General features: G+C 66.5%; 19 protein-coding genes and 1 tRNA gene. 11 read left to right on the top strand and 9 right to left on the bottom strand.

What is annotated here, in order from left to right:
* Nucleotides 1-63: 63 nt before the first annotated feature.
* Entirely contained in the window at nucleotides 64-1,404 is a 1,341-nt protein-coding gene (locus ACTJJP_RS00820) for a maltokinase N-terminal cap-like domain-containing protein (RefSeq protein WP_440773171.1), read from the top strand.
* A gap of 126 nt (nucleotides 1,405-1,530) precedes the next feature.
* Here the strand turns inward: ACTJJP_RS00820 and ACTJJP_RS00815 are convergent, their stop codons facing one another.
* Nucleotides 1,531-3,075, bottom strand: a complete 1,545-nt coding sequence (locus tag ACTJJP_RS00815) for a trypsin-like peptidase domain-containing protein (protein ID WP_440773170.1) — start codon at nucleotides 3,073-3,075, stop codon at nucleotides 1,531-1,533.
* A 148-nt stretch (nucleotides 3,076-3,223) separates the two neighbouring features.
* On the opposite strand from ACTJJP_RS00815, the gene ACTJJP_RS00810 reads away from it, so the two are divergent.
* Together ACTJJP_RS00810 and ACTJJP_RS00805 are read left to right on the top strand one after the other, a co-directional pair.
* Entirely contained in the window at nucleotides 3,224-4,429 is a 1,206-nt protein-coding gene (locus ACTJJP_RS00810; RefSeq protein ID WP_440773169.1) for an aminotransferase class I/II-fold pyridoxal phosphate-dependent enzyme, read from the top strand.
* Nucleotides 4,430-4,446: 17 nt separating this feature from the next.
* Entirely contained in the window at nucleotides 4,447-4,800 is a 354-nt protein-coding gene (locus ACTJJP_RS00805) for a Pepco domain-containing protein (protein WP_440773168.1), read from the top strand.
* 142 nt (nucleotides 4,801-4,942) lie between these two features.
* Here the strand turns inward: ACTJJP_RS00805 and ACTJJP_RS00800 are convergent, their stop codons facing one another.
* Together ACTJJP_RS00800 and ACTJJP_RS00795 are read right to left on the bottom strand one after the other, a co-directional pair.
* On the bottom strand, nucleotides 4,943-5,749 hold the full coding sequence (locus ACTJJP_RS00800; protein ID WP_440773167.1) for a carbon-nitrogen hydrolase family protein: 807 nt from the start codon (nucleotides 5,747-5,749) through the stop codon (nucleotides 4,943-4,945).
* A complete protein-coding gene (locus ACTJJP_RS00795; protein WP_440773166.1) occupies nucleotides 5,746-6,243 on the bottom strand; it encodes a DUF6328 family protein in 498 nt (165 codons plus the stop codon). Before ACTJJP_RS00795 ends, ACTJJP_RS00800 begins: the two co-directional genes overlap by 4 nt.
* An 83-nt stretch (nucleotides 6,244-6,326) precedes the next feature.
* Here ACTJJP_RS00795 and ACTJJP_RS00790 point away from each other — a divergent pair.
* Nucleotides 6,327-6,400: transfer RNA gene (locus tag ACTJJP_RS00790), tRNA-Met, on the top strand.
* Nucleotides 6,401-6,506: 106 nt separating this feature from the next.
* On the opposite strand, the gene ACTJJP_RS00785 is transcribed toward ACTJJP_RS00790, so the two are convergent.
* A complete protein-coding gene (locus ACTJJP_RS00785) occupies nucleotides 6,507-6,719 on the bottom strand; it encodes a hypothetical protein (protein WP_440773165.1) in 213 nt (70 codons plus the stop codon).
* A gap of 328 nt (nucleotides 6,720-7,047) precedes the next feature.
* On the opposite strand from ACTJJP_RS00785, the gene ACTJJP_RS00780 reads away from it, so the two are divergent.
* Complete coding sequence (locus ACTJJP_RS00780; RefSeq protein WP_440773164.1) at nucleotides 7,048-7,182, top strand: hypothetical protein; 135 nt, start codon at nucleotides 7,048-7,050, stop codon at nucleotides 7,180-7,182.
* Nucleotide 7,183: 1 nt separating this feature from the next.
* Here ACTJJP_RS00780 and ACTJJP_RS00775 read toward each other — a convergent pair whose 3' ends face one another.
* The 4 genes from ACTJJP_RS00775 to ACTJJP_RS00760 are packed head-to-tail and all read right to left on the bottom strand — an operon-like array spanning nucleotide 7,184 to nucleotide 10,792.
* Complete coding sequence (locus ACTJJP_RS00775) at nucleotides 7,184-7,462, bottom strand: Dabb family protein (protein ID WP_440773163.1); 279 nt, start codon at nucleotides 7,460-7,462, stop codon at nucleotides 7,184-7,186.
* An 11-nt stretch (nucleotides 7,463-7,473) separates the two neighbouring features.
* The gene (locus tag ACTJJP_RS00770; protein ID WP_440773162.1) at nucleotides 7,474-8,457 is read right to left on the bottom strand and encodes a GDP-L-fucose synthase family protein; all 984 of its coding nucleotides are present in this window, start codon (nucleotides 8,455-8,457) and stop codon (nucleotides 7,474-7,476) included.
* Nucleotides 8,454-9,503: a GDP-mannose 4,6-dehydratase gene (gene gmd, locus ACTJJP_RS00765; protein ID WP_440773161.1), complete on the bottom strand. Its 1,050-nt coding sequence runs from the start codon at nucleotides 9,501-9,503 to the stop codon at nucleotides 8,454-8,456. The genes ACTJJP_RS00770 and gmd overlap by 4 nt, the downstream gene beginning before the upstream one ends.
* Nucleotides 9,504-9,535: 32 nt before the next feature.
* Nucleotides 9,536-10,792: a glycosyltransferase gene (locus ACTJJP_RS00760; protein ID WP_440773160.1), complete on the bottom strand. Its 1,257-nt coding sequence runs from the start codon at nucleotides 10,790-10,792 to the stop codon at nucleotides 9,536-9,538.
* A 55-nt stretch (nucleotides 10,793-10,847) separates the two neighbouring features.
* Here ACTJJP_RS00760 and ACTJJP_RS00755 point away from each other — a divergent pair, with 55 nt between their 5' ends.
* From ACTJJP_RS00755 to ACTJJP_RS00730, 6 genes are all read left to right on the top strand, one after another.
* Nucleotides 10,848-11,414, top strand: coding sequence for an acetyltransferase (locus tag ACTJJP_RS00755; protein WP_440773159.1), 567 nt, complete (start codon nucleotides 10,848-10,850; stop codon nucleotides 11,412-11,414).
* A gap of 2 nt (nucleotides 11,415-11,416) precedes the next feature.
* Entirely contained in the window at nucleotides 11,417-12,241 is an 825-nt protein-coding gene (locus ACTJJP_RS00750; protein ID WP_440773158.1) for a glycosyltransferase family 2 protein, read from the top strand.
* A gap of 376 nt (nucleotides 12,242-12,617) precedes the next feature.
* Nucleotides 12,618-13,385 (top strand): glycosyltransferase family 4 protein, encoded by a 768-nt coding sequence (locus ACTJJP_RS00745; protein ID WP_440773157.1) that lies wholly within the window; start codon nucleotides 12,618-12,620, stop codon nucleotides 13,383-13,385.
* Nucleotides 13,386-13,395: 10 nt separating this feature from the next.
* Nucleotides 13,396-14,583 (top strand): lipopolysaccharide biosynthesis protein, encoded by a 1,188-nt coding sequence (locus tag ACTJJP_RS00740; RefSeq protein ID WP_440773156.1) that lies wholly within the window; start codon nucleotides 13,396-13,398, stop codon nucleotides 14,581-14,583.
* A gap of 155 nt (nucleotides 14,584-14,738) precedes the next feature.
* Entirely contained in the window at nucleotides 14,739-16,115 is a 1,377-nt protein-coding gene (locus ACTJJP_RS00735) for a hypothetical protein (protein WP_440773155.1), read from the top strand.
* Nucleotides 16,112-17,353 (top strand): acyltransferase family protein, encoded by a 1,242-nt coding sequence (locus tag ACTJJP_RS00730; protein WP_440773154.1) that lies wholly within the window; start codon nucleotides 16,112-16,114, stop codon nucleotides 17,351-17,353. Before ACTJJP_RS00735 ends, ACTJJP_RS00730 begins: the two co-directional genes overlap by 4 nt.
* On the opposite strand, the gene ACTJJP_RS00725 is transcribed toward ACTJJP_RS00730, so the two are convergent.
* Nucleotides 17,308-17,799: a lysostaphin resistance A-like protein gene (locus ACTJJP_RS00725; RefSeq protein WP_440773153.1), complete on the bottom strand. Its 492-nt coding sequence runs from the start codon at nucleotides 17,797-17,799 to the stop codon at nucleotides 17,308-17,310. The genes ACTJJP_RS00730 and ACTJJP_RS00725 overlap by 46 nt on opposite strands.
* Nucleotides 17,800-17,934 lie beyond the last annotated feature (135 nt).

Below are 17,934 nucleotides of genomic sequence, written 5' to 3'. Positions count from 1 at the left end.
CATCGAGAGCACCCCGCGCGCAAGTCCTGCACGGCCGACCCGGTCGCGCGTTAGCCTCGCCGCATGGGTGACCTTCTCGAGCTCCTCGCTGTCTGGATGCCGCGTCAGCGCTGGTACGGCACGAAAGGCCGCGACCCGCGGCTCACCGTCGTCGCCGACTGGCCTCTCGACGACGACGTCCGGCTGCTGCTCGTGCGCGACGAAGCCGTGCACCCCGCCATCGTCTACCAGGTCCCCGTCGCGATCCGCGCGGAGGGCTCGGTGCCGCCCGGCAGCCTCATCGGCGCGTCGGGAGAAGGCCAGGTGTGGACGGATGCCACGACCGACGCCGGATTCACCGAGCAGCTCTACTCCTGGGTGACCGCCGGCGGCGAGATCGGCGTGCCCGGAGACGGCTTCATCGGTTTCGCCCTCGCCATGCCCGACGGCAAGGCGCCGGCCGCTCACGCGACCGCGAAGGTGCTGAGCGGCGAACAGTCGAACACGTCCCTGATCTTCCGCCCCGACGAGGGTGCCGACGGCGTCCCCGTCATCTGCAAGCTCTTCCGCCAGGTGAACCCCGGCATCAACCCCGATGTCGAGCTGCAGTCGGCTCTGGCGGCCGGAGGCGCCGCGTTCGTCCCGGCGGCGATCGGCGAGATCCGCGGATCGTGGATGACGCCCGAGGGCGTACCGGTCAGCGGCTCCCTCGCGTTCGCGCAGGAGTTCTTCGAGGGCGTCGAGGACGCGTGGCGGGTCGCACTGGATGCCGCTGCCGCGGGCGACGACTTCGCCGAGCGTGCGCATGCCCTCGGCGCGAGCGTCGCGGGCATGCACGTCGCCCTCGCCGCGCAGTTCCCCACGCGCGAGCCAGACGAGGCCGACCGCGCCGCCGTGGTCGGTGCGTGGGAGCGACGGCTCGCCATCGCCCTCGCCGAGGTGCCCGCGCTGGCCCCGTACGCCGATCGCATCCGTGCGGTGTACGCCGCCGCCGCGCGCGCCCCGTGGCCGGCCCTGCAGCGCGTGCACGGCGACCTGCACCTCGGACAGGTGCTGCACACCCCGTCGAACGGATGGGTGCTCCTCGACTTCGAGGGCGAACCCCTTCGGCCGATCGAGGAGCGCCTGCTGCCCGACGTGGCCGTACGCGACGTCGCCGGCATGCTGCGCTCGTTCGACTACGTCTCGGGCGCGGTCGCAGACGACGACGGTGACGCGGTGCGCGCGTGGGTCATCGCCGCACAGCAGGCCTTCCTCGCCGGCTACGCCGACACCGCGGGAGCTGTACGCACCGACGACGACCCGCTGCTCGCCGCGTTCGAACTGGACAAGGCGGTGTACGAGGCGATCTACGAGACCCGCAATCGTCCCGACTGGATCGGCATCCCGCTCGCCGCCATCGGCCGGCTCGCACCGCTCGACTGACGGCCCGCGCGGAGGTCTTCGCGACGCGGCCCCGTCAGCCCGCACGGGACGGTCACGCGCCGCGCTCAACGACGCCACCCCGCGACGTCGCGTCGCGGGGTGGCGTCGTGCCCGTGAAGGCGGGGGTCAGCTGGTGGGCATGGAGCCGAGGGTCACCTCGGCTGTCCGCTCCTGGCCGCCCCGGAGGTAGGTGACCTGGGCCTCGGCACCGGCGGCGAGCGCGCGCACCTGGGCGGTGAGGTCGATGGAGTTGGTCACCGGGATGCCGTTGAACTCGGTGATGACATCGCCCTTCGTCAGGCCCGCCGCCTGCGCCGCACCGCCGCTGACGGCCTCGGCCACGAGAGCGCCGGTGGTGGTCGCCCCCTGCTGGGAGGCGGCATCCTGGACCGACGCGCCGAGCAGACCGTGCGTGGCGGAGCCGTTCTCGATGATCTCCGACGAGATGCGCTTGGCGATGTCGGCGGGAATCGAGAATCCGACGCCGATGTTGCCCGACTGCCCGCCGGACGACGAGCCGCCCGCGCTGGCGATCGCGACGTTGATGCCGATCAGCTTGCCCTCGTCGTCGACGAGCGCGCCGCCCGAGTTACCCGGGTTGATGGCCGCGTCGGTCTGGATGACGGCGATCTTGATGGTCTGGCTCGCCGACTGCGACTGCTGACCCTGACCGAAGTCGAACCGGAACGGGCTCTCCTGCCCGGGCTCGGTCTGCTGCTCATCGGAGCCGTCGCTCGGGGCGGCCGAGGACGCGACCTGGATCGACCGGTTCAGCGCGCTGACGATGCCGGTGGTCACGGTGTTCGGCAGGTCGAGAGGAGCACCCACCGCGACGGTGGCGTCGCCGACGTTGAGCTTCGACGAGTCGCCGAACTCGATGGGCGTGAGGTCCGACACGTTCTGCAGCTTGATGACGGCGAGGTCGTAGGTGGGATCGGTGCCGACGACGGTCGCGGCGTACACCTTGCCGTCGGAGGTGGTCACCGAGATGGTGGCGTTGCCGGTCTGTCCGTCGAGGGTGACGACGTGGGTGTTGGTGAGCACGTATCCGTCGGCGGTGAGGACGACGCCCGATCCGGTGCCGCCGGACTGCGAGCCGGTGGCGCTGATGGTGACGACGCTCGGGACGACCTTCGTGGCGACCGCCGCGGTGGCGTTGACGTCCTGCGGGTCGTTGACGGTGATGGCCGTAGGACCGGAGACGCTCGAGGCGTTCTCGCCGCCCCAGAGACTGAGTCCGGCGTACGTGCCGCCGAGGCCCGCACCGCCACCCACGAGGGCTGCGGCGACCAAGAGCGCGGCGATGCGGGGCGCCGAGCTCTTCTTCCGCGCGGGGGTGGATGCCGACTCGGGCAGCGTGAGCGTGGGGTGCGCGTTGGTGGCGGCGGGGCCGAACCCGTGGCCGGTGGGAGTCGGCGCACCGGAGGGGGCCGAGGCGTACGTGCCGTGAGCGGGTGCACCGGGCTGAGGGGTCGCGGTTCCGGCGGCGGGCGGGGGCCACGCGGCGGCAGCGGCCGCCGGCGAGCGTGTGGGCACCGGCGGAAGGTCGGGACGCGACGTCGCGGCCGGTGCGGTGTGCGGTGCGGGGGCGGGCGTCGCGCGCTGAGGCGAAGGCTCGTCGCTGTTGCTGTGGTCGTTACCGTCGGGACGGTTGTCCGTGGTGTCGTTCATGGGATGCTCCTTCTTCCAGGCGCTTCTACGATGACCACGGATGCTGTGGGTCACCTATGACAGAAGTGAGCCGCCTCTATGGGTCTAGCAGCAACGCACCGCGAAGCATTCCCCCTTGCCCTCGGCGCAGGTGGGGCATGCTGGATCCATGCACCAGCTTCCCGGCGCCTGGCAGCGCACGGCCCGCGGCGCGGGCCTGCTCGCTCCCGACGGCTCCTCGGTCCCCACGATCTTCGCCGAGATGAGCGCGCTCGCCGCCGCCACCGGCGCCCTCAACCTCGGTCAGGGCTTCCCCGATGAGGACGGCCCCGCGCCGGTTCTCGAGGCGGCACGGGATGCCATCGCCCGCGGTGTCAATCAATACGCCCCCGGGCGCGGCTTCCCTGACCTGCTGTCGGCCGTCGCCGAGCACCAGAGACGGTTCTACGGTCTCGAGCTCGACCCGCAGCGCGAGGTGCTGATCACGGTCGGGGCGACCGAAGCGCTCGCGGCGACCCTGCTGGCCCTCATCGACTCCCCCGATGACGAGGTCGTCGTCTTCGAGCCCTATTACGACTCGTACGCGGCGTGCGTGGCGCTCTCGGGCGCGAAGCTCGTACCGGTGCCGTTGCAGTGGCCCGACTTCCAGCCCGACCTCGAGCAGTTGGCATCCGCGGTCACCGATCGCACGCGGGTGATCCTCGTGAACGACCCGCACAATCCCACCGGCACGGTGTTCACGCGCGAGGTGCTCGACGAGTTGGTGCGCCTGGCGCACCGGCACGACGCGATCATCGTCACCGACGAGGTGTACGAGCATCTCGTGTTCGACGGGCCGCACGTGCCGATCGCCACCCTCCCGGGAGCCGCCGAGCGGACGCTCTCGATCTCGTCGGCCGGCAAGACCTTCTCGCTCACCGGGTGGAAGACCGGCTGGGTCACCGGCCCCGCCGAACTGGTGACCGCGGTCCTCGCCGTCAAGCAGTTCCTCACCTACGTGGGGGGCTCGCCCTTCCAGCCCGCGATCGCCGTGGGGTTGCGCCTGCCCGACGCGTTCTTCGCCTCGGTCGCCTCTGAGATGGCCGAGAAGGCCCAGCTGCTCGGCGCAGGGCTCCGCGCCGCCGGATTCGACGTGTCGACACCCGGCGGGTCGTATTTCACGGTGGTGGATGCCGCCCCGCTCGGCGCCACCGATGCCGATGCGTTCTGCCGCGAGCTGCCCGCCCGCGCCGGGGTGGTCGGCATCCCGCTCACCGCCTTCGTCTCGCCCGCCCACCGTGACCGCTACGCCACGCTGGTGCGGTTCGCGGCGTGCAAGCGGGTCGAGGTGCTCGCCGAAGCGGCGGAGCGTCTCGCCGGGATCACGGTGGCGTGAGGCCGGAGGAGCAGCGCATGACCGACGACTGGACCGTTCAGATCTACGTGCCTTCGCCCGCGGCGTCGGGAACGTCCGATGAGCAGGGAGCGGGCCGAGCTTCGGGCCTCCGCGACCGCGGCGGCCGCGTGGTCGACGCGAGCGTCGAGGCACTGCGTGAGAATTGGCACGAGACCGTGCAGAAGCTCGTCGAGATCGGCGACGGGATCGACGACGCCGAGTCGGCGTGGGGCGTCGCGGAGATCGAGATCGGGCTGACCCTGAGCGCCAAGGGCCAGCTGCTCTTCATCGCCGAAGCCGGGGCCGAGGCGTCGGTGAAGATCACGCTGACGCGGCGTGGTCCCGACGGGCGGCTCCCCGCGAAGGACTGAGCGCCCGTCTGCGGCAGCTCAGCCCGCTCTCCCGCGGCTCGGGCGGGCCTCGACGCCCCCTCGCACGACGCGGCGCTCCTCGGGCACGTGCCTCGGAGGTCGGACGGGCGACGCGGCGCCTCCGGGCGCGAGACATTCAGGCTCAGCGCGGAGTGACGCGGAAACGACGGAGTTCGAGCGCCGGGTTGACCCGACGAACCCGCGCGATGGCATCCGGATCGAGGTGCGCGACGGCCACGTCGGTCGCCGTGCCCACCTGGGCGATGGCCACCCCCTGCGGGTCGACGATCGTCGAATGCCCGACGCCGAGGGGCGGTGGATGGTCGGCCGCGGCGACGAAGAACGTGTTCTCTATCGCTCGCGCCTGCAGCAGTGTGCGCCAGTGGTGCTCTTTGAGGGGCCCCCGCACCCACTCCGCCGGTACGAGCGCCACATCGACCCCCGCATCGGCGAGCGTGCGCGCGACCTCCGGGAAGCGCAGGTCGTAACAGGTCATCAGCCCGAAGCGCAGGCCCGCGGCCTCGAAGGTCTCGGGCGGGGCGATCTCGCCCGGTTCCACCCAGTCGGACTCGCGCTGACCGAAAGCGTCGTAGAGATGCAGCTTGCGATAGACCGCCCGGATGCCGTCTGCGCCGACGGCGACGACGGCGTTGCGCACGCGTCGACCGTCGCCCGCCTTCTCGAGCAGACCCGCGACGATCACGGTGTCGATCTCGCCCGCCAGCGCGGTGAGGGCGGCGACGAAGGACCCGTCGAGGTCTTCGGCGTTCGCGGCGAGGGAGTCGTCGAACGGGTCGACGAAGTAGCTGGAGTACTCGGGGAAGACCACCACGCGTGCTCCCCGCGCGGACGCCGTCCGAGCGGCGGCCGAGATGTGGTCGAGGTTCGCGGCGCGTGACGCCACGGGCGCGAACTGCGCCACGGCGACGCCTACGGTGTCCTGACTCATCGCACGCCCTCTCTCCCCTGGTGTCGGACGAACACCGGCACCACCACCCACAGTAGGAGGATCACCACCCCGAGCACGATTCCGGCTGTCACCGCGGCGCTCAGGCTCACCACCACGTCGAACACGAAGACCACCACGCCGACCAGGAGCAGTGACACGAGCGCCAGCGCACCCCGCAGAGCGTTGTGCCCGAACCGCACGAGCGACGGCTTGACCTGCAGGTGGAAGACCGCGCGGTGAAGGGCCACCGGGGCCAGCGCCACCACCGCGCTGAGTGCGGCGAGACAGATCAGCACGAGGTAGAACGCGCGCTGCGCCGGCGAGAGGTCGGCGAAGGAAGCCTGGAAGGCGAGCGCGAGCAGAAATCCGGTGAGGATCTGCGTACCCGTCTGCAGCACCCGCAATTCTTGGAGGATCTCGTTCCAGTTGCGATCGGCGCGCTGCGCCGGTGTTTCGGGGCGCCCGTCGTCGAGATCGTCGAAAGTGTTGCTCACCTGGCTATTCTGTCGCGACACTCCCGGGCGGTAGGTCAGGATTTGCCATGTCGTTCATCTCGGCGTAATGTTTTCTCTTGTGCCGCGGGGTGGAGCAGCTCGGTAGCTCGCTGGGCTCATAACCCAGAGGTCGCAGGTTCAAATCCTGTCCCCGCAACAAGAAGAAGGCCCCGGATCGAAAGATCCGGGGCCTTCTGTCATGTGTTCTCCGTCGTCCGGCTCCGCGGTCGGGGGTCGCCTCGCGGAGCCGGACGAAGCCGTCGTCAGTGGTAACTGCGGTAGCGGCTGGCCGCGGCTGCGGGGGCAGCCACGATGAGAGCGGCGACGAGGAGGAAGACTCCCATGTCGCCGTGCATGGTCATGACGGTGAGACCCGCCAGGGTGAATGCGATGACCGCCGCCCAGAGGACGACCGTTGCGAGCGGGGTCGCCCACGCCGGTCGGTGGGCAACATGATGCGCGTAAGGGTGCTGCATTGCTCCTCGCCTTCGAGATGCTCTGAGAAACCTGTCCAGGGGGTGCGACAGGGCCGCGTCGGACGACGACGTCGACTGCGTCGATCGTATGACCATTTCGCATTGCTTACGCACCCCTTGACGGGTGTCGCGAGAAATATGACGAATATCTCCCCACGCGTCCGTCAATCCCGTTCGATCAAGAAATCCCGAAACTTGTCCCCCATTAGGGGGACACGTATGATCAGCGAGGCCGATTCGTATTGCGCTTTCTCAAAGCGAGTCGGTGAAGGGGGACGGGGGAAAGAGTTGAGCGATGTTTGCACCACTCACGCAGGTGAGGATTTCGATGAGTAAGTTCCTGTTCGGCGCGACGAAGGTCACGTGCGAGACGTGCGGGGACTCCGTGCAGCCGCAGCACGCCGTGTGGCGCAGCCACCGGCCGTACTGCTCGGCGGCGCACGAGCACGCTGACCAGCCGTGACCTAGGTCGCCGGCTGTTCCCAGTCGGCGACCCACCAGTCCGAGATCCGCGCCAGCTGATCGGCTGCCTCGCGGTGGGCGGCGGAGCCACGCCACACTCGGAATGTCGCGGCGTCGACGAAGGTGGCGTCCTGGGCGATGATCGTGCCCTTGCGCTCGTCGAGAGACCGCTTCACCGCCCAAGAGACGACGCCCGCGTGCCGTCCGAGGACGTGCAGGGTCGTCTCGGCCGCAGCGATGTCCGTCGCGTCCACACCGTCACGGACGCGGAACAGCACCACGTGCCGGTACATCAGACGCGGAGGGCGCTGACGTTGTCGCGGTACCAGGCGACCGTCCGCTCCATTCCTTCTTCCAACGAGATGCCGGCCGCCCAGCCCGCATCGCGGAGAGTGGAGACGTCGAGGAGCTTCTGCGGCGTCCCGTCGGGCTTGGACGTGTCCCAGCGGGTCTCCCCCGTGAAACCCGTCACCCGGGCGATGGTCGCGGCGATCTCGCTGATGGTGACATCCGAGCCCGTGCCGACGTTGACCTGACCGGGCCCGTCGTAGTGTTCCATCAGATGCAGGCACGCGTCGGCCATGTCGTCGGCGTGGAGGAACTCGCGGCGGGGGGTGCCCGTCCCCCAGTTCGTCACGGCATCCGCACCCGAGGCGGCGGCCTCGTCGTATCGACGGATCAGGGCGGGAAGCACGTGCGAACCCTGCGGCGAGAAATTGTCGTTCGGGCCGTAGAGATTGGTCGGCATCGCGCTGATCCACGGCAATCCGTACTGTCGCCGCACCGCCTGAGTGTGCAGGATGCCGGTGATCTTCGCGATCGCATACGCATCGTTCGTCGGCTCGAGATGACCGGTCAGCAGGGATTCCTCGCGGATGGGTTGATCCGCGAACTTGGGATAGATGCACGATGAACCGAGGAACAGGACCCGCTCGACGTCGTTCGCCAGAGCGGCGTCGAGAACGTTCACCTGAATGCGCACGTTGTCACTGAGGAAATCGACGGGGTACGTCGAATTGGCCAGGATCCCCCCGACCTTCGCCGCCGCGAGGACGACGTAGCGCGGCTTGATCTCGGCCATGTAGGCGAAGACCGCTTCGCGATCCTTCAGGTCGAGCTCCGCCGACGTCTTGCCGACGACGTTCTCGAACCCCCCGCGCCGGAGTCGGCGCACGATCGCCGATCCCACCAGACCGCGGTGACCGGCGACGTAGAACGTCGCATCCCGGTCGAGCTCGCCCGGCGCGTACGTCACCCCGTCGACGGCCGTCGTCACGCGCGCGCTCCCACGAGTTCGCGATTGCTCCAACTGGGCAGGGAGACCGTGTCGATCCATTTGGCCCCCTGCTCGAGCGCGACAGTGTCGGCGTCGACCATGAGCCGGGCCAGTTCGTCACCGTGCACGGCCGGCACCCAACCGAGCTTGTCCGCTGCCTTGCTCGGGTCGCCGATGAGAGCGTCGACCTCGGTCGGGCGCAGATAGCGCTCGTCGAAGCGCACGTACTCGGCCCAGTCGAGCCCCACGTGGCCGAAGGCCACCTCGAGGAAATCCTTGATCGTGAAGCCGACGCCTGTCGCGAGGACGAAGTCCTCGGGGGTGTCGGCCTGCAGCATCCGCCACATGCCCTCGACGTACTCGGCGGCGTAGCCCCAGTCGCGGATCGAGTCGAGGTTGCCGAGGTAGAGGTGGTTCTCCTCCCCCGCTTTGATGCGGGCGACCGCGCGCGTGATCTTGCGGGTCACGAACGTCTCTCCGCGACGGGGCGACTCGTGGTTGAACAGGATGCCGTTGACGGCGAACATGTCGTACGCCTCGCGGTAATTCTTGGTGATCCAGTAGCTATACAGCTTCGCCGCCGCATACGGGGAACGCGGGTAGAACGGGGTCTCCTCGTTCTGCGGAGGCGGGGTGGCCCCGTAGAGCTCCGATGTGGACGCCTGGTAGAACTTCGTCTGGATGCCGGCGAGGCGCACCGCCTCCAACAGGCGGATGGTCCCTGTGCCCGTGGTGTCGGCCGTGTGCTCCGGTTCGTCGAATGACACGCGCACGTGGGACTGGGCGGCGAGGTTGTACACCTCGTCGGGGTCGATCTGACTCAGCAGCGTGACCATGCGCGCACCGTCGGACAGGTCGCCGTAGTGCAGGAACAGCTTGGCTTCCGGGTCGTGCGGGTCGACGTACAGGTGGTCGATGCGACTGGTGTTGAAGGTCGACGCACGACGGATCAGACCGTGCACCTCATAGCCCTTCGACAGCAGGAGCTCCGCCAGGTAGGAACCGTCCTGGCCGGTGATGCCGGTGATGAATGCACGCTTCGTCAAAGTACTAGTGCCGATCTCTTTGGGGGGTCAGATCAATGAACGCGCTCAGCGCCTGCGGGGGCGGTCAGATTGTCGAGAAGACTACAGAATCGATCGATCGCATTTGTTTCCTCGAGAACCGTCTCTTTGTAACGTTTTCCGCTCGCACCGAACCGACGGCATTCGTCACGGTCGGATGCGAGGAGCTTCGCGCCGTCGAGAATCGCTTCCGGGCTGCCGGCCGCAACGACCAGGCCCGCCCCCGCCGCGGCCACTTCTTGAGCGGTGATCCCCGACGCGTCGGTCGCCGCGAGCACGGGCCGGCCCGAGGCGAAATACGACGTAAGTTTGCTGGGGACGGCCATTTCCGCCACGCCCGGGAGCTCATTGACGAGCAGGATGTCGGCTGATTGCAGAGTCTCGGCGAAGGCCTTGTCGTCCAACGGCGGGAGGATCTGCGTCGTCGTGGGGTGCTCGTCGATGCGCTCCTGCAGCTCGTCGCGTTGGGCGCCATTGCCCACCAACACGAAACGTACCCGCTCGCCCCTTTCGTGAGCCAATCGGCCCGCGTCGACGACGTGCTGCAGCCCCTGCTTGACCCCCATGTTGCCGGTGTGGACGACGACGACATCGTCGTCGGACCACCCGTGCGCCCGGCGCACATCGGCCACGTCGACGGGCGGCATCGGCGGGAGGTGAGTCCAGTTGCGGACGACGGCGATGCGCTCGCGCGGGATCGCGAAATCGTGATGGACGCGATCGGCGAAGCGGTCGTGGATCACGACGACCGTCGATGCAGAGCGCAGAAGCCAGGCCTCCAAGGCCCGGAGGGCGCGCGCGGCGAGCCCCCCGCCCTGCCCCGTCTCGACGACACCGAGACCGTACAGGTCCTGGACCCACACCACGAAGGGCGTCTCGCGATGGGTCGCGAGGGCCCGGAGGCGCACGATGGCCGACGACAGAAGGGCCGGAGACGCCGCGACGATGGCCGACGGCTGCCCCCACCGCACGAACGCCTGACGCAGTCCGAAGCTCACCTCCGCGAGCGCGCGGGGAACCAGGGTGGGGCGGCGGGGCACGAAATGCAGCACGCGGTCGACGACGACGCCGTCCATTCTTTCGCGCTTCGACCACTGCCCGTAACCCGGCGCGATCTTCCACTCCGGATAATGAGGGTGCGCGACGACGGCACGAACATCACGCCCGCGCCGAGCGAGCCCGGCAGCCATTGCACCGGTGTACGGGGAGATTCCCGTAGTCTCCGGGGGGTAGTTCAATCCGAAGACGAGAGTTTGCGAAGATTGGCCCACAATGGCCCATCATACGGCTAGACAAAAGCAACGCACCGACCAAGAAAGGGGCGGCATGAACAGCAGCCCGGTGATCGATCTTTCGAAAGCCCCCGGGGAACGTGCCGCCTGGGACCAGCCGACCTGGAAGGTGTATCTTTGGGCGATCTGCGAGTTGCTTTTCGTCACCAACGCATGGCAGATCAGTTCGACATTGCGCATTCTCGTGCTGCGCGCGTTCGGCGCCGAGATCGGTGACGACGTCATCTTCCGCCCGCGCACACGTGTCAAGTTCCCCTGGAAGCTGCACGTCGGTCCCCGCTCGTGGATCGGCGAGGGTGTGTGGTTCCACAATCAGGACCACGTCTTCGTCGGAGGCGATGTCGTCATCTCGCAAGAGACGTTCCTCTCGACTGGCAGCCATGCGCACCGACGCGACATGGCGCTCCTCGTACGACCGATCCGAATCGAAGACGGCGCGTGGATCACGAGCCGCTGCGTCGTGCTGGGTGGCAGCCGGATCGGCCGCTCCGCCCTGCTGCGACCCATGTCGCTCGTGGCCGGCGAGCACGTCGGACAAGGCGAGGTCTGGGGCGGAAACCCGTTGAAGTACGTCGGCGAGCGATTCGAGACTGCGAGATGAAGATGAGCGATATTTCCGTGATCGTCCTGACGAAGAACGAGGAGGAGGGTCTTGCCAACACCCTCCGCGAACTCAGTGACTTCGAAGACCTCATCGTCGTCGACTCGAACAGCACAGACCGGACCGTCGAGATTGCTCGCAGCCTGGGCGCCCGAGTCGTCAACTTCACATGGGACGGCGCCTATCCGAAGAAGAAGCAGTGGTCTCTCGACCATGCGGGGGCGAAGAACGATTGGGTGCTTCTGCTGGATGCGGATGAGTACCCCACCCAGGCACTCAAGGATGAACTTCGAGCCCTGGAAGGACAGCTCGCCACCGCCTCAGAGGGGGCCTTCGACATCCACCTGCTGTATCGATTCGGCGGCCGGCTCTTGACTCATGGCCATGTGGTCACGAAGCGCTCGCTCTTGAACACGAAGCGTGCCCGGTTCCCAGAGGTCGCCGACCTCGACGCGCCCGGGATTCGAGAGGTCGAGGGGCACTATCAGCCGTCCACCTCGGCGCCCATCGGAAAGCTGCGCGCTCGCATCGTGCACGACGATCGGGACCCGGTCAGCAGCTGGTTCGCCCGACACAACCGGTACTCCGACTGGGAGGCTCATCTCGAGATGAACCGCGAGCTGAAGAAGGACATCGCCAGCAAACGCACGGTGAAGGGCCGAATCTTCGACTCCGTTCCGATGAAGCCTTTCCTGTTCTTCATGTACGCATTCGTAGCGCGAGCGGGGTTCCTCGACGGTCGGGCGGGCTTCGACTACGCCGTCGCACTCTCCACCTACTACTGGCAGATCGGCGTCAAGAGGCGGGAACTGCTGCGTGTCGCCTGATCCCCGCGGATCGGGGCTCCGCCTCGTACAGATCGTCAACACACTCGACCACACCGATGGTGGACCTGCGCGCAACGCCTTCGAACTCAACCTGGCCCTGAACGCGCAGCCGCGCGTGGAAGCAGCGCTCGTGTGGATCGCGGGAGACGAGAAAGACTCTGTCTCACGCACATTCTCGGACCAAGGGGGCCACCTCCCACCGACTCCTCCGCGACGATTGCGACCGCGTGGACGACCAGGTGCTCGCGAAGTGGGACTCGGCGGCGCCCTTCGGGAGGTTCGGCGAGCGGACGCGCTCGTGCTGCACGGGTACTACTTGTGGTGGGTTCCTCTCTTCACCGCAGCTGGCCTGATGTGCCGCACAAGAGTCTTCCTCATGCCGCATGGAGCGCTCACCAGGTACGAGAGAGGACGCAAGAAGGGCAAAAAGGCCCTGTTCCATCTGGCTGCCGGATGGTGGATGAACGACCGGCTCGCTGCGTTCGTCACGGGCTCGGAGGTGGAGAAAGGCGAACTGATCGCCGACGGCATCGGCAGGAGAGTGGAGTACGCAGGGGTGGGTACCGCACTCGTCTCGTCACCTCCTGAAGATCGAGCGCTGGCGGACCCGATCCGCCTGTTGACCATGTCGCGCCTCGCCGCGAAGAAGCGTGTCGACGTCGCCGTTCAGGCGGTCCGGCACCTGCTCGACTCGGGTGTGCGCGTGAGTCTCACCGTCGCCGGTGCGGGCGACTCCGAGACGGAACGCTCGATCAAGGAGGTCATCCGATCTCTCGAATTGACGGATGCGGTGCAGATGGTGGGACTCGTCAAGGGAGAAGCCAAGGAGCGACTCCTTGCCGAGAGCGACATCTTCCTCCTGCCCAGCGAAGACGAGAACTTCGGTATCGGTGTGGCGGAGGCCGCGATGCACGGGCTTTTTGTCGTCGCATCGTCGAAAGTCGCAGCTGCCACCATGCTGAGCGGAGAGAGCGCATCGAAGCTCGACTCGACCGACCCCAGGAGTTTCGCCACCGCAGTCGAGCGTGCCGTCGGCGACCACCCCGTCGGCGCTCGTTCACAGATCAGCGCTGAGGCTCGCGAGCTGTTCTCATGGTCTGCCGTTGCGCAGCGGTGGGTGTCGATCCTCGGCGATCGCTCCTGAGACTGACCACATGAAGGCTCAAATCGCGGGACTCGTCGCCACACGGGGAATTTCGGGTGCAGCACAGGCGCTGGCGCTGATCTTCCTGGCGCGCAACTCGAGCACGGCTGAGTTCGCGGCGGTTTCCGTGGTCAGCGGAATCGCGGTGTTCGTATGCGCTTTCGCTGACCTCGGGCTCGCCGGTTTCGTCTCGAAAGCGCGCGCCAGGCGCGAAGACAGCCTTGTGCGCGCGGCCCTACGCGTGAACCTCTGGTCGACTCTGCTCTTCGGGGTCTTGTTCGCGCTATGCGCTGCATTGGCTGCGCCCGGGGGCCTCGTTCTCGCGCTGATACTTCTCAGCGTGGGGTTCTTCCTCGAGAAGAATGCGGACACGCTTCTCGGTGTCGTGATCGCAGACGGCAATAAAACCGTGCCCACCATCTCGATCGTAGGACGACGCGGCATCAATCTGATCGGAGTGGTGGTCGCGGTCGTCTGCGGCTGGGACGCAACCTTGGCGTATTGCCTCTCGTACGCGGTCGGCGGCGCATTCGCGCAGTTCGTCGGAACCCGTTACGTCCGTACCCGCCTCTCCGAGGAACGGTCTCCTACCCCGCTCCGACAGGTGATCCGACGCAGTTCGCGGTACATGTGGCCATTCCTGGCGGGCCAGAGCAGGCTCCTCGACGCCGCCGTCGTCACGGCATTGACCGGGAGCGACACAGCGGCGCGGTATGCGGCGGTGACGCGTCTGGCCCAGCCCGTGCTCATCATCCCCGGGGCGATCGGATCCATCATGCTGCCGCACGCAGCACGACAATCCGGCAGCTACGCGCGACGGATAGCCATCCGACTGATCGGGGCGACGGCCGCTCTCGCGTTGCTGTGCGCCCCCGTAGCCGTGTTCGGATCGCAGATCGTTCAGTGGCTTCTCGGAGACTCTTACGGGGATACCGGTGCCGCGCTGGGGTGGTCGCTTTACGCCATCCTCTTCCTCGGCGTCGCAACTCCTATGACCAACGCGCTTCAAGGACTCGACGATGAAGGCTTCGTGGTGTGGAGCAGTCTGGCCCTCGCAGCTGTCCTCCTCTCGTCGGTTGCAGCGGGGGCCAGCATGGGTGGGGTGACAGGCGGCACCATCGGCTTCTGTCTCGCAACCTTCGTGCGGTGGTCTACCTATCTCATTCGTCTGTACTGGCTGCGAAGGAACCCCCGATAATGCACGGACGCTCCCCCACGGCTCCCTCGCGAATCGCGCTGACTGAGCGGAAGTTCGCAAAGGAAGCACGACATGTTCCCGGCGAGCGACCCACTAACCAAGCCCGGCGATTCTTAGCAATCGGCCTCGGGTTTGGGCTGCTGATAGTCCTCCCTGTGATCGCGCTGACGACCTTGCCGTCGGCGTACGACGGCGGCAACCTCGTGCTGCGACTCCTCCCACTGGGCTATGCCGCGATTCGGCTCACGATGATCTTCCTGTCCCCCGAGCGCAAACCTTTCGCCTCGGTGTTCTTCATGTTCGTGTACATCACTCTCGGAGTTGTACCGCTCGTTCAATATCTCCTCGACCGAGAGCAGTACTACTCCGTCGGCGTGGAGCCGATCACCACCTCACTCATCATCCTGGTGGGATGCGGAGCCTTCGATGTGGGCTACGCGGTCCATCAGCGTCGCCGCAACAAGGATCAAGGGGCCTTCCCCGTTCCATCCGAGCAGAGCGGTGCGCTCGTGACGTCGGGCGGAATCGTCGCTCTCCGCCTTTTGTCGAGTCTCACCCTCGTCGTCGCTCTGTACTACATCTCGTCTGCGGGCGGCGTCGGTGCCTTCTTCAGTTCGAGACAAGACCTAGGCATAGCCACTGCTGAGTCCTTATCGAGCGATGGGGGCGAAGCTACCCGGGCGGTCGTTGCTTCTCTCGCGAAAGTGGGGCCACTTTTCTGCCTACTGGCTTACCTCTTCTCATCGCGATACAAGCGAATGTCGATAAGAATTCCAGACGGGTTCGTGATCGCGTTGCTCGCAATCGCGAACATTATCGTCAACAACCCCATCTCCAATCCGCGTTACTGGTTCCTCGCCGTCCTTCTCGGTGTCTTCTTCACTGTCGTTAGATCCAAGACCGGGCAGGATCTGGCCATCGTGGGCGGAATACTTGCAGCAATCGTCATCTTCCCCGTTTCGGACGTCACCCGATACGCGAATCCACAGGAAGCAATCGCTCGCGGCTCCATCTGGGAGACGATAGCTGTGAAAGACTTCGATCAGTACACAATGATCAACAATTCGATCTCGTTCACCAACGACGTCGGATACTCCCTCGGCCGCCAACTGGCCGGCGTCTTGCTCTTCTGGGTCCCGCGGTCCGTCTGGCCCGCGAAACCGCTGGATAGCGGTGTGGTGCTCGGCGAGTGGCTCGCGATGCGAAACACGAATCTCTCGTCGCCGCTGTGGACGGAAGGGTGGATGAACTTCGGCTGGGCGGGCGTCATTGTCTTTCTTCTCGCGTTGGGGCTTCTCGGCGCGCGCCTGGATGGAACGTACGCCAGGGGGCTAAGCCTGCCGTATCAAGCACCTATCGGAACGCAAGTCGGGACGGCGTTGCTAGCGGGATATCTTTTCATCATCCTGCGCGGCCCACTGCTTCAAGCATCGGCGAGGTTGCTCGTCATAATTGTTTTCATCGGAGTGCTCAACCGCATCTTGCGCGGCTCACCCGGCGACCAATCCTCGGCGGGAAGGATCAAGCGATGACGACCGATCGACCGAGAATCGCATATCTGGATAGCATGCGGGCAATTTTGATGCTTCTCGGCATCCCGTTCCACTCCGCGCTTGCATTCTCCGGTGAGAACTGGGTTGTGACGGCTCCCACGTCAACACCGACGCTTGCGGGGCTCGCCGAGTTCCTCCACGTCTGGCGAATGCCCACCTTCTTCATGATCGCCGGGTTCTTCGCAACGCTGATGCTGGACCGCTACAACGAAGCTACCTGGCTTCGCATGCGAGCGGTCCGCCTCGGCATTCCTTTGATCTTCGGAATGCTGCTACTCAGCCCTCTGCAGTGGCTACTGGCCGGGTACTACCGGGCCGACAGTTGGGAAGGCGCCATCCAATTCGCCCTCAGCAAGCTGTGGCCACCGTCGAGCTGGTGGACGATGCACCTGTGGTTCCTCGCCGAACTCCTCGTGTACTGCGTCGCTCTGGCTCTGATCTACCGGTTCGTCGGCCGGGCACGGTTGGGTTCATGGAGCAGAACAACATTCGCTCAGTTCGATCGGAGACCGACGATCGCCGTATCCTGCGCTGCGATCGGCGCGGGGGTTGCTGTCGTTCTGGGGCTGGCCGCTTGGCAGGCCGTGAGCGCCGATGAGCTTCTCAGCGGCCTGCTAAGTCGCAATCTCCCCATTTTCGCGCCGGCCTTCTTTCTCGGCTGCCTCCTCGGAGCCGATGGGGCCAGTCGCCTGTCATCCGTCAACCGCGTGTCCATCTGGACGCTCGGCACGTTCGCGACGGTCGCGATCGCCTGCGTCATCATGCTCAAGGTCGTCGTGGGAGCGGAGAGCAACACCGCGCTCGCAGCGGTCGCGTTCATGTGGACGGTCGGGGGCTTGACGACAGCCATCCTCTGTCTGCGTGTTGCGAGGGGTCTCCTCGATCGATCGAGCCGACTCGTCCGTGTCCTCGTCGACTCATCACTCGTGGTCTACCTCGTTCATCAGCCCCTCATCCTCGCCGCGGCTATCCTCGCGAAAGGAGCGTCGTCCGTTCCCTGGCTGTCCTGGGCGCTGACGGTCATCTTCGTCTTGGGCGTGAGCCTGGGCATCTACGAGGCAATCAATCGGATCAAGCCGCTGCGGTGGATGTTCACCGGGTCCACCCGCCGTGGCGCGAGCTTCCTCGGGGGGATGTCCGATCGTGCCCTCACCGCAGGGTCTCGGCGACCTCAGACGGTTCCGAGTGCCATGAGGCCGAAGAAGGACGCGTTGTAGGTCAGATGGATCAACACCGCACCCCACAGGCGTCCGGTCGCGAGTGTATACACGGCGCAGCCGAAACCGACGAAGACGAGCTGGGTGACCTCTGCACCGCTCAACCCCTCGAAGAAGAGATGCAGGCATACGAATAACGCCACGGACGCCACCGTCGCGGCGACGCCTGCGCCGACGAAGCCGAGAGGTCTTCGCAGCATCTGGTAAATGGCCACCAAAAGGACGCCTCGGAAGAAGAACTCCTCGAACAGGGGCGAGACGAGTCCGCTCGCCACTCGAAAAGACAGTCCCACTAGCTCGTCGCGGGTATCCGCTCCACCGGAGAACGAAGGGAACGGCGAAGAGTTCGCGTTGCTGAGCATGCCCTGGAGAATGCGTAACGCGAGACCCAGGCAGAACGCCCACAGCAGGTCGCGCGCGTGAAACGTGAGGAGGCGTGCTGGCACTCCTCTCGAAAACGCCAGGACGGCGGGGAGGCCAAGTCCCGCCCAGAGGACGACCATCGATAACGCGGGGGCCCATGCCATGGGCGATCCGCCGACCCAACCTGAGGCGATGACAGCCACACCGCAGCTGATCAA

Origin of the sequence: Microbacterium sp. 22296 (assembly GCF_052045385.1) — a bacterium.
In the GTDB taxonomy this organism is placed as follows: domain Bacteria; phylum Actinomycetota; class Actinomycetes; order Actinomycetales; family Microbacteriaceae; genus Microbacterium.
This window is presented reverse-complemented; position numbering and strand designations above follow the sequence as displayed.

Bases quoted from the DNA above. Each gene is read 5' to 3' on its own strand.
- ACTJJP_RS00800 (WP_440773167.1), bottom strand. From the start codon at position 5,749: ATGAGTCAGGACACCGTAGGCGTCGCCGTGGCGCAGTTCGCGCCCGTG.
- ACTJJP_RS00810 (WP_440773169.1), top strand. From the start codon at position 3,224: ATGCACCAGCTTCCCGGCGCCTGGCAGCGCACGGCCCGCGGCGCGGGC.
- ACTJJP_RS00780 (WP_440773164.1), top strand. From the start codon at position 7,048: ATGAGTAAGTTCCTGTTCGGCGCGACGAAGGTCACGTGCGAGACGTGC.
- ACTJJP_RS00755 (WP_440773159.1), top strand. From the start codon at position 10,848: ATGAACAGCAGCCCGGTGATCGATCTTTCGAAAGCCCCCGGGGAACGT.
- ACTJJP_RS00820 (WP_440773171.1), top strand. From the start codon at position 64: ATGGGTGACCTTCTCGAGCTCCTCGCTGTCTGGATGCCGCGTCAGCGC.
- ACTJJP_RS00785 (WP_440773165.1), bottom strand. From the start codon at position 6,719: ATGCAGCACCCTTACGCGCATCATGTTGCCCACCGACCGGCGTGGGCG.
- ACTJJP_RS00740 (WP_440773156.1), top strand. From the start codon at position 13,396: ATGAAGGCTCAAATCGCGGGACTCGTCGCCACACGGGGAATTTCGGGT.
- ACTJJP_RS00730 (WP_440773154.1), top strand. From the start codon at position 16,112: ATGACGACCGATCGACCGAGAATCGCATATCTGGATAGCATGCGGGCA.
- ACTJJP_RS00805 (WP_440773168.1), top strand. From the start codon at position 4,447: ATGACCGACGACTGGACCGTTCAGATCTACGTGCCTTCGCCCGCGGCG.
- ACTJJP_RS00815 (WP_440773170.1), bottom strand. From the start codon at position 3,075: ATGAACGACACCACGGACAACCGTCCCGACGGTAACGACCACAGCAAC.
- ACTJJP_RS00745 (WP_440773157.1), top strand. From the start codon at position 12,618: ATGCCGCATGGAGCGCTCACCAGGTACGAGAGAGGACGCAAGAAGGGC.
- ACTJJP_RS00750 (WP_440773158.1), top strand. From the start codon at position 11,417: ATGAGCGATATTTCCGTGATCGTCCTGACGAAGAACGAGGAGGAGGGT.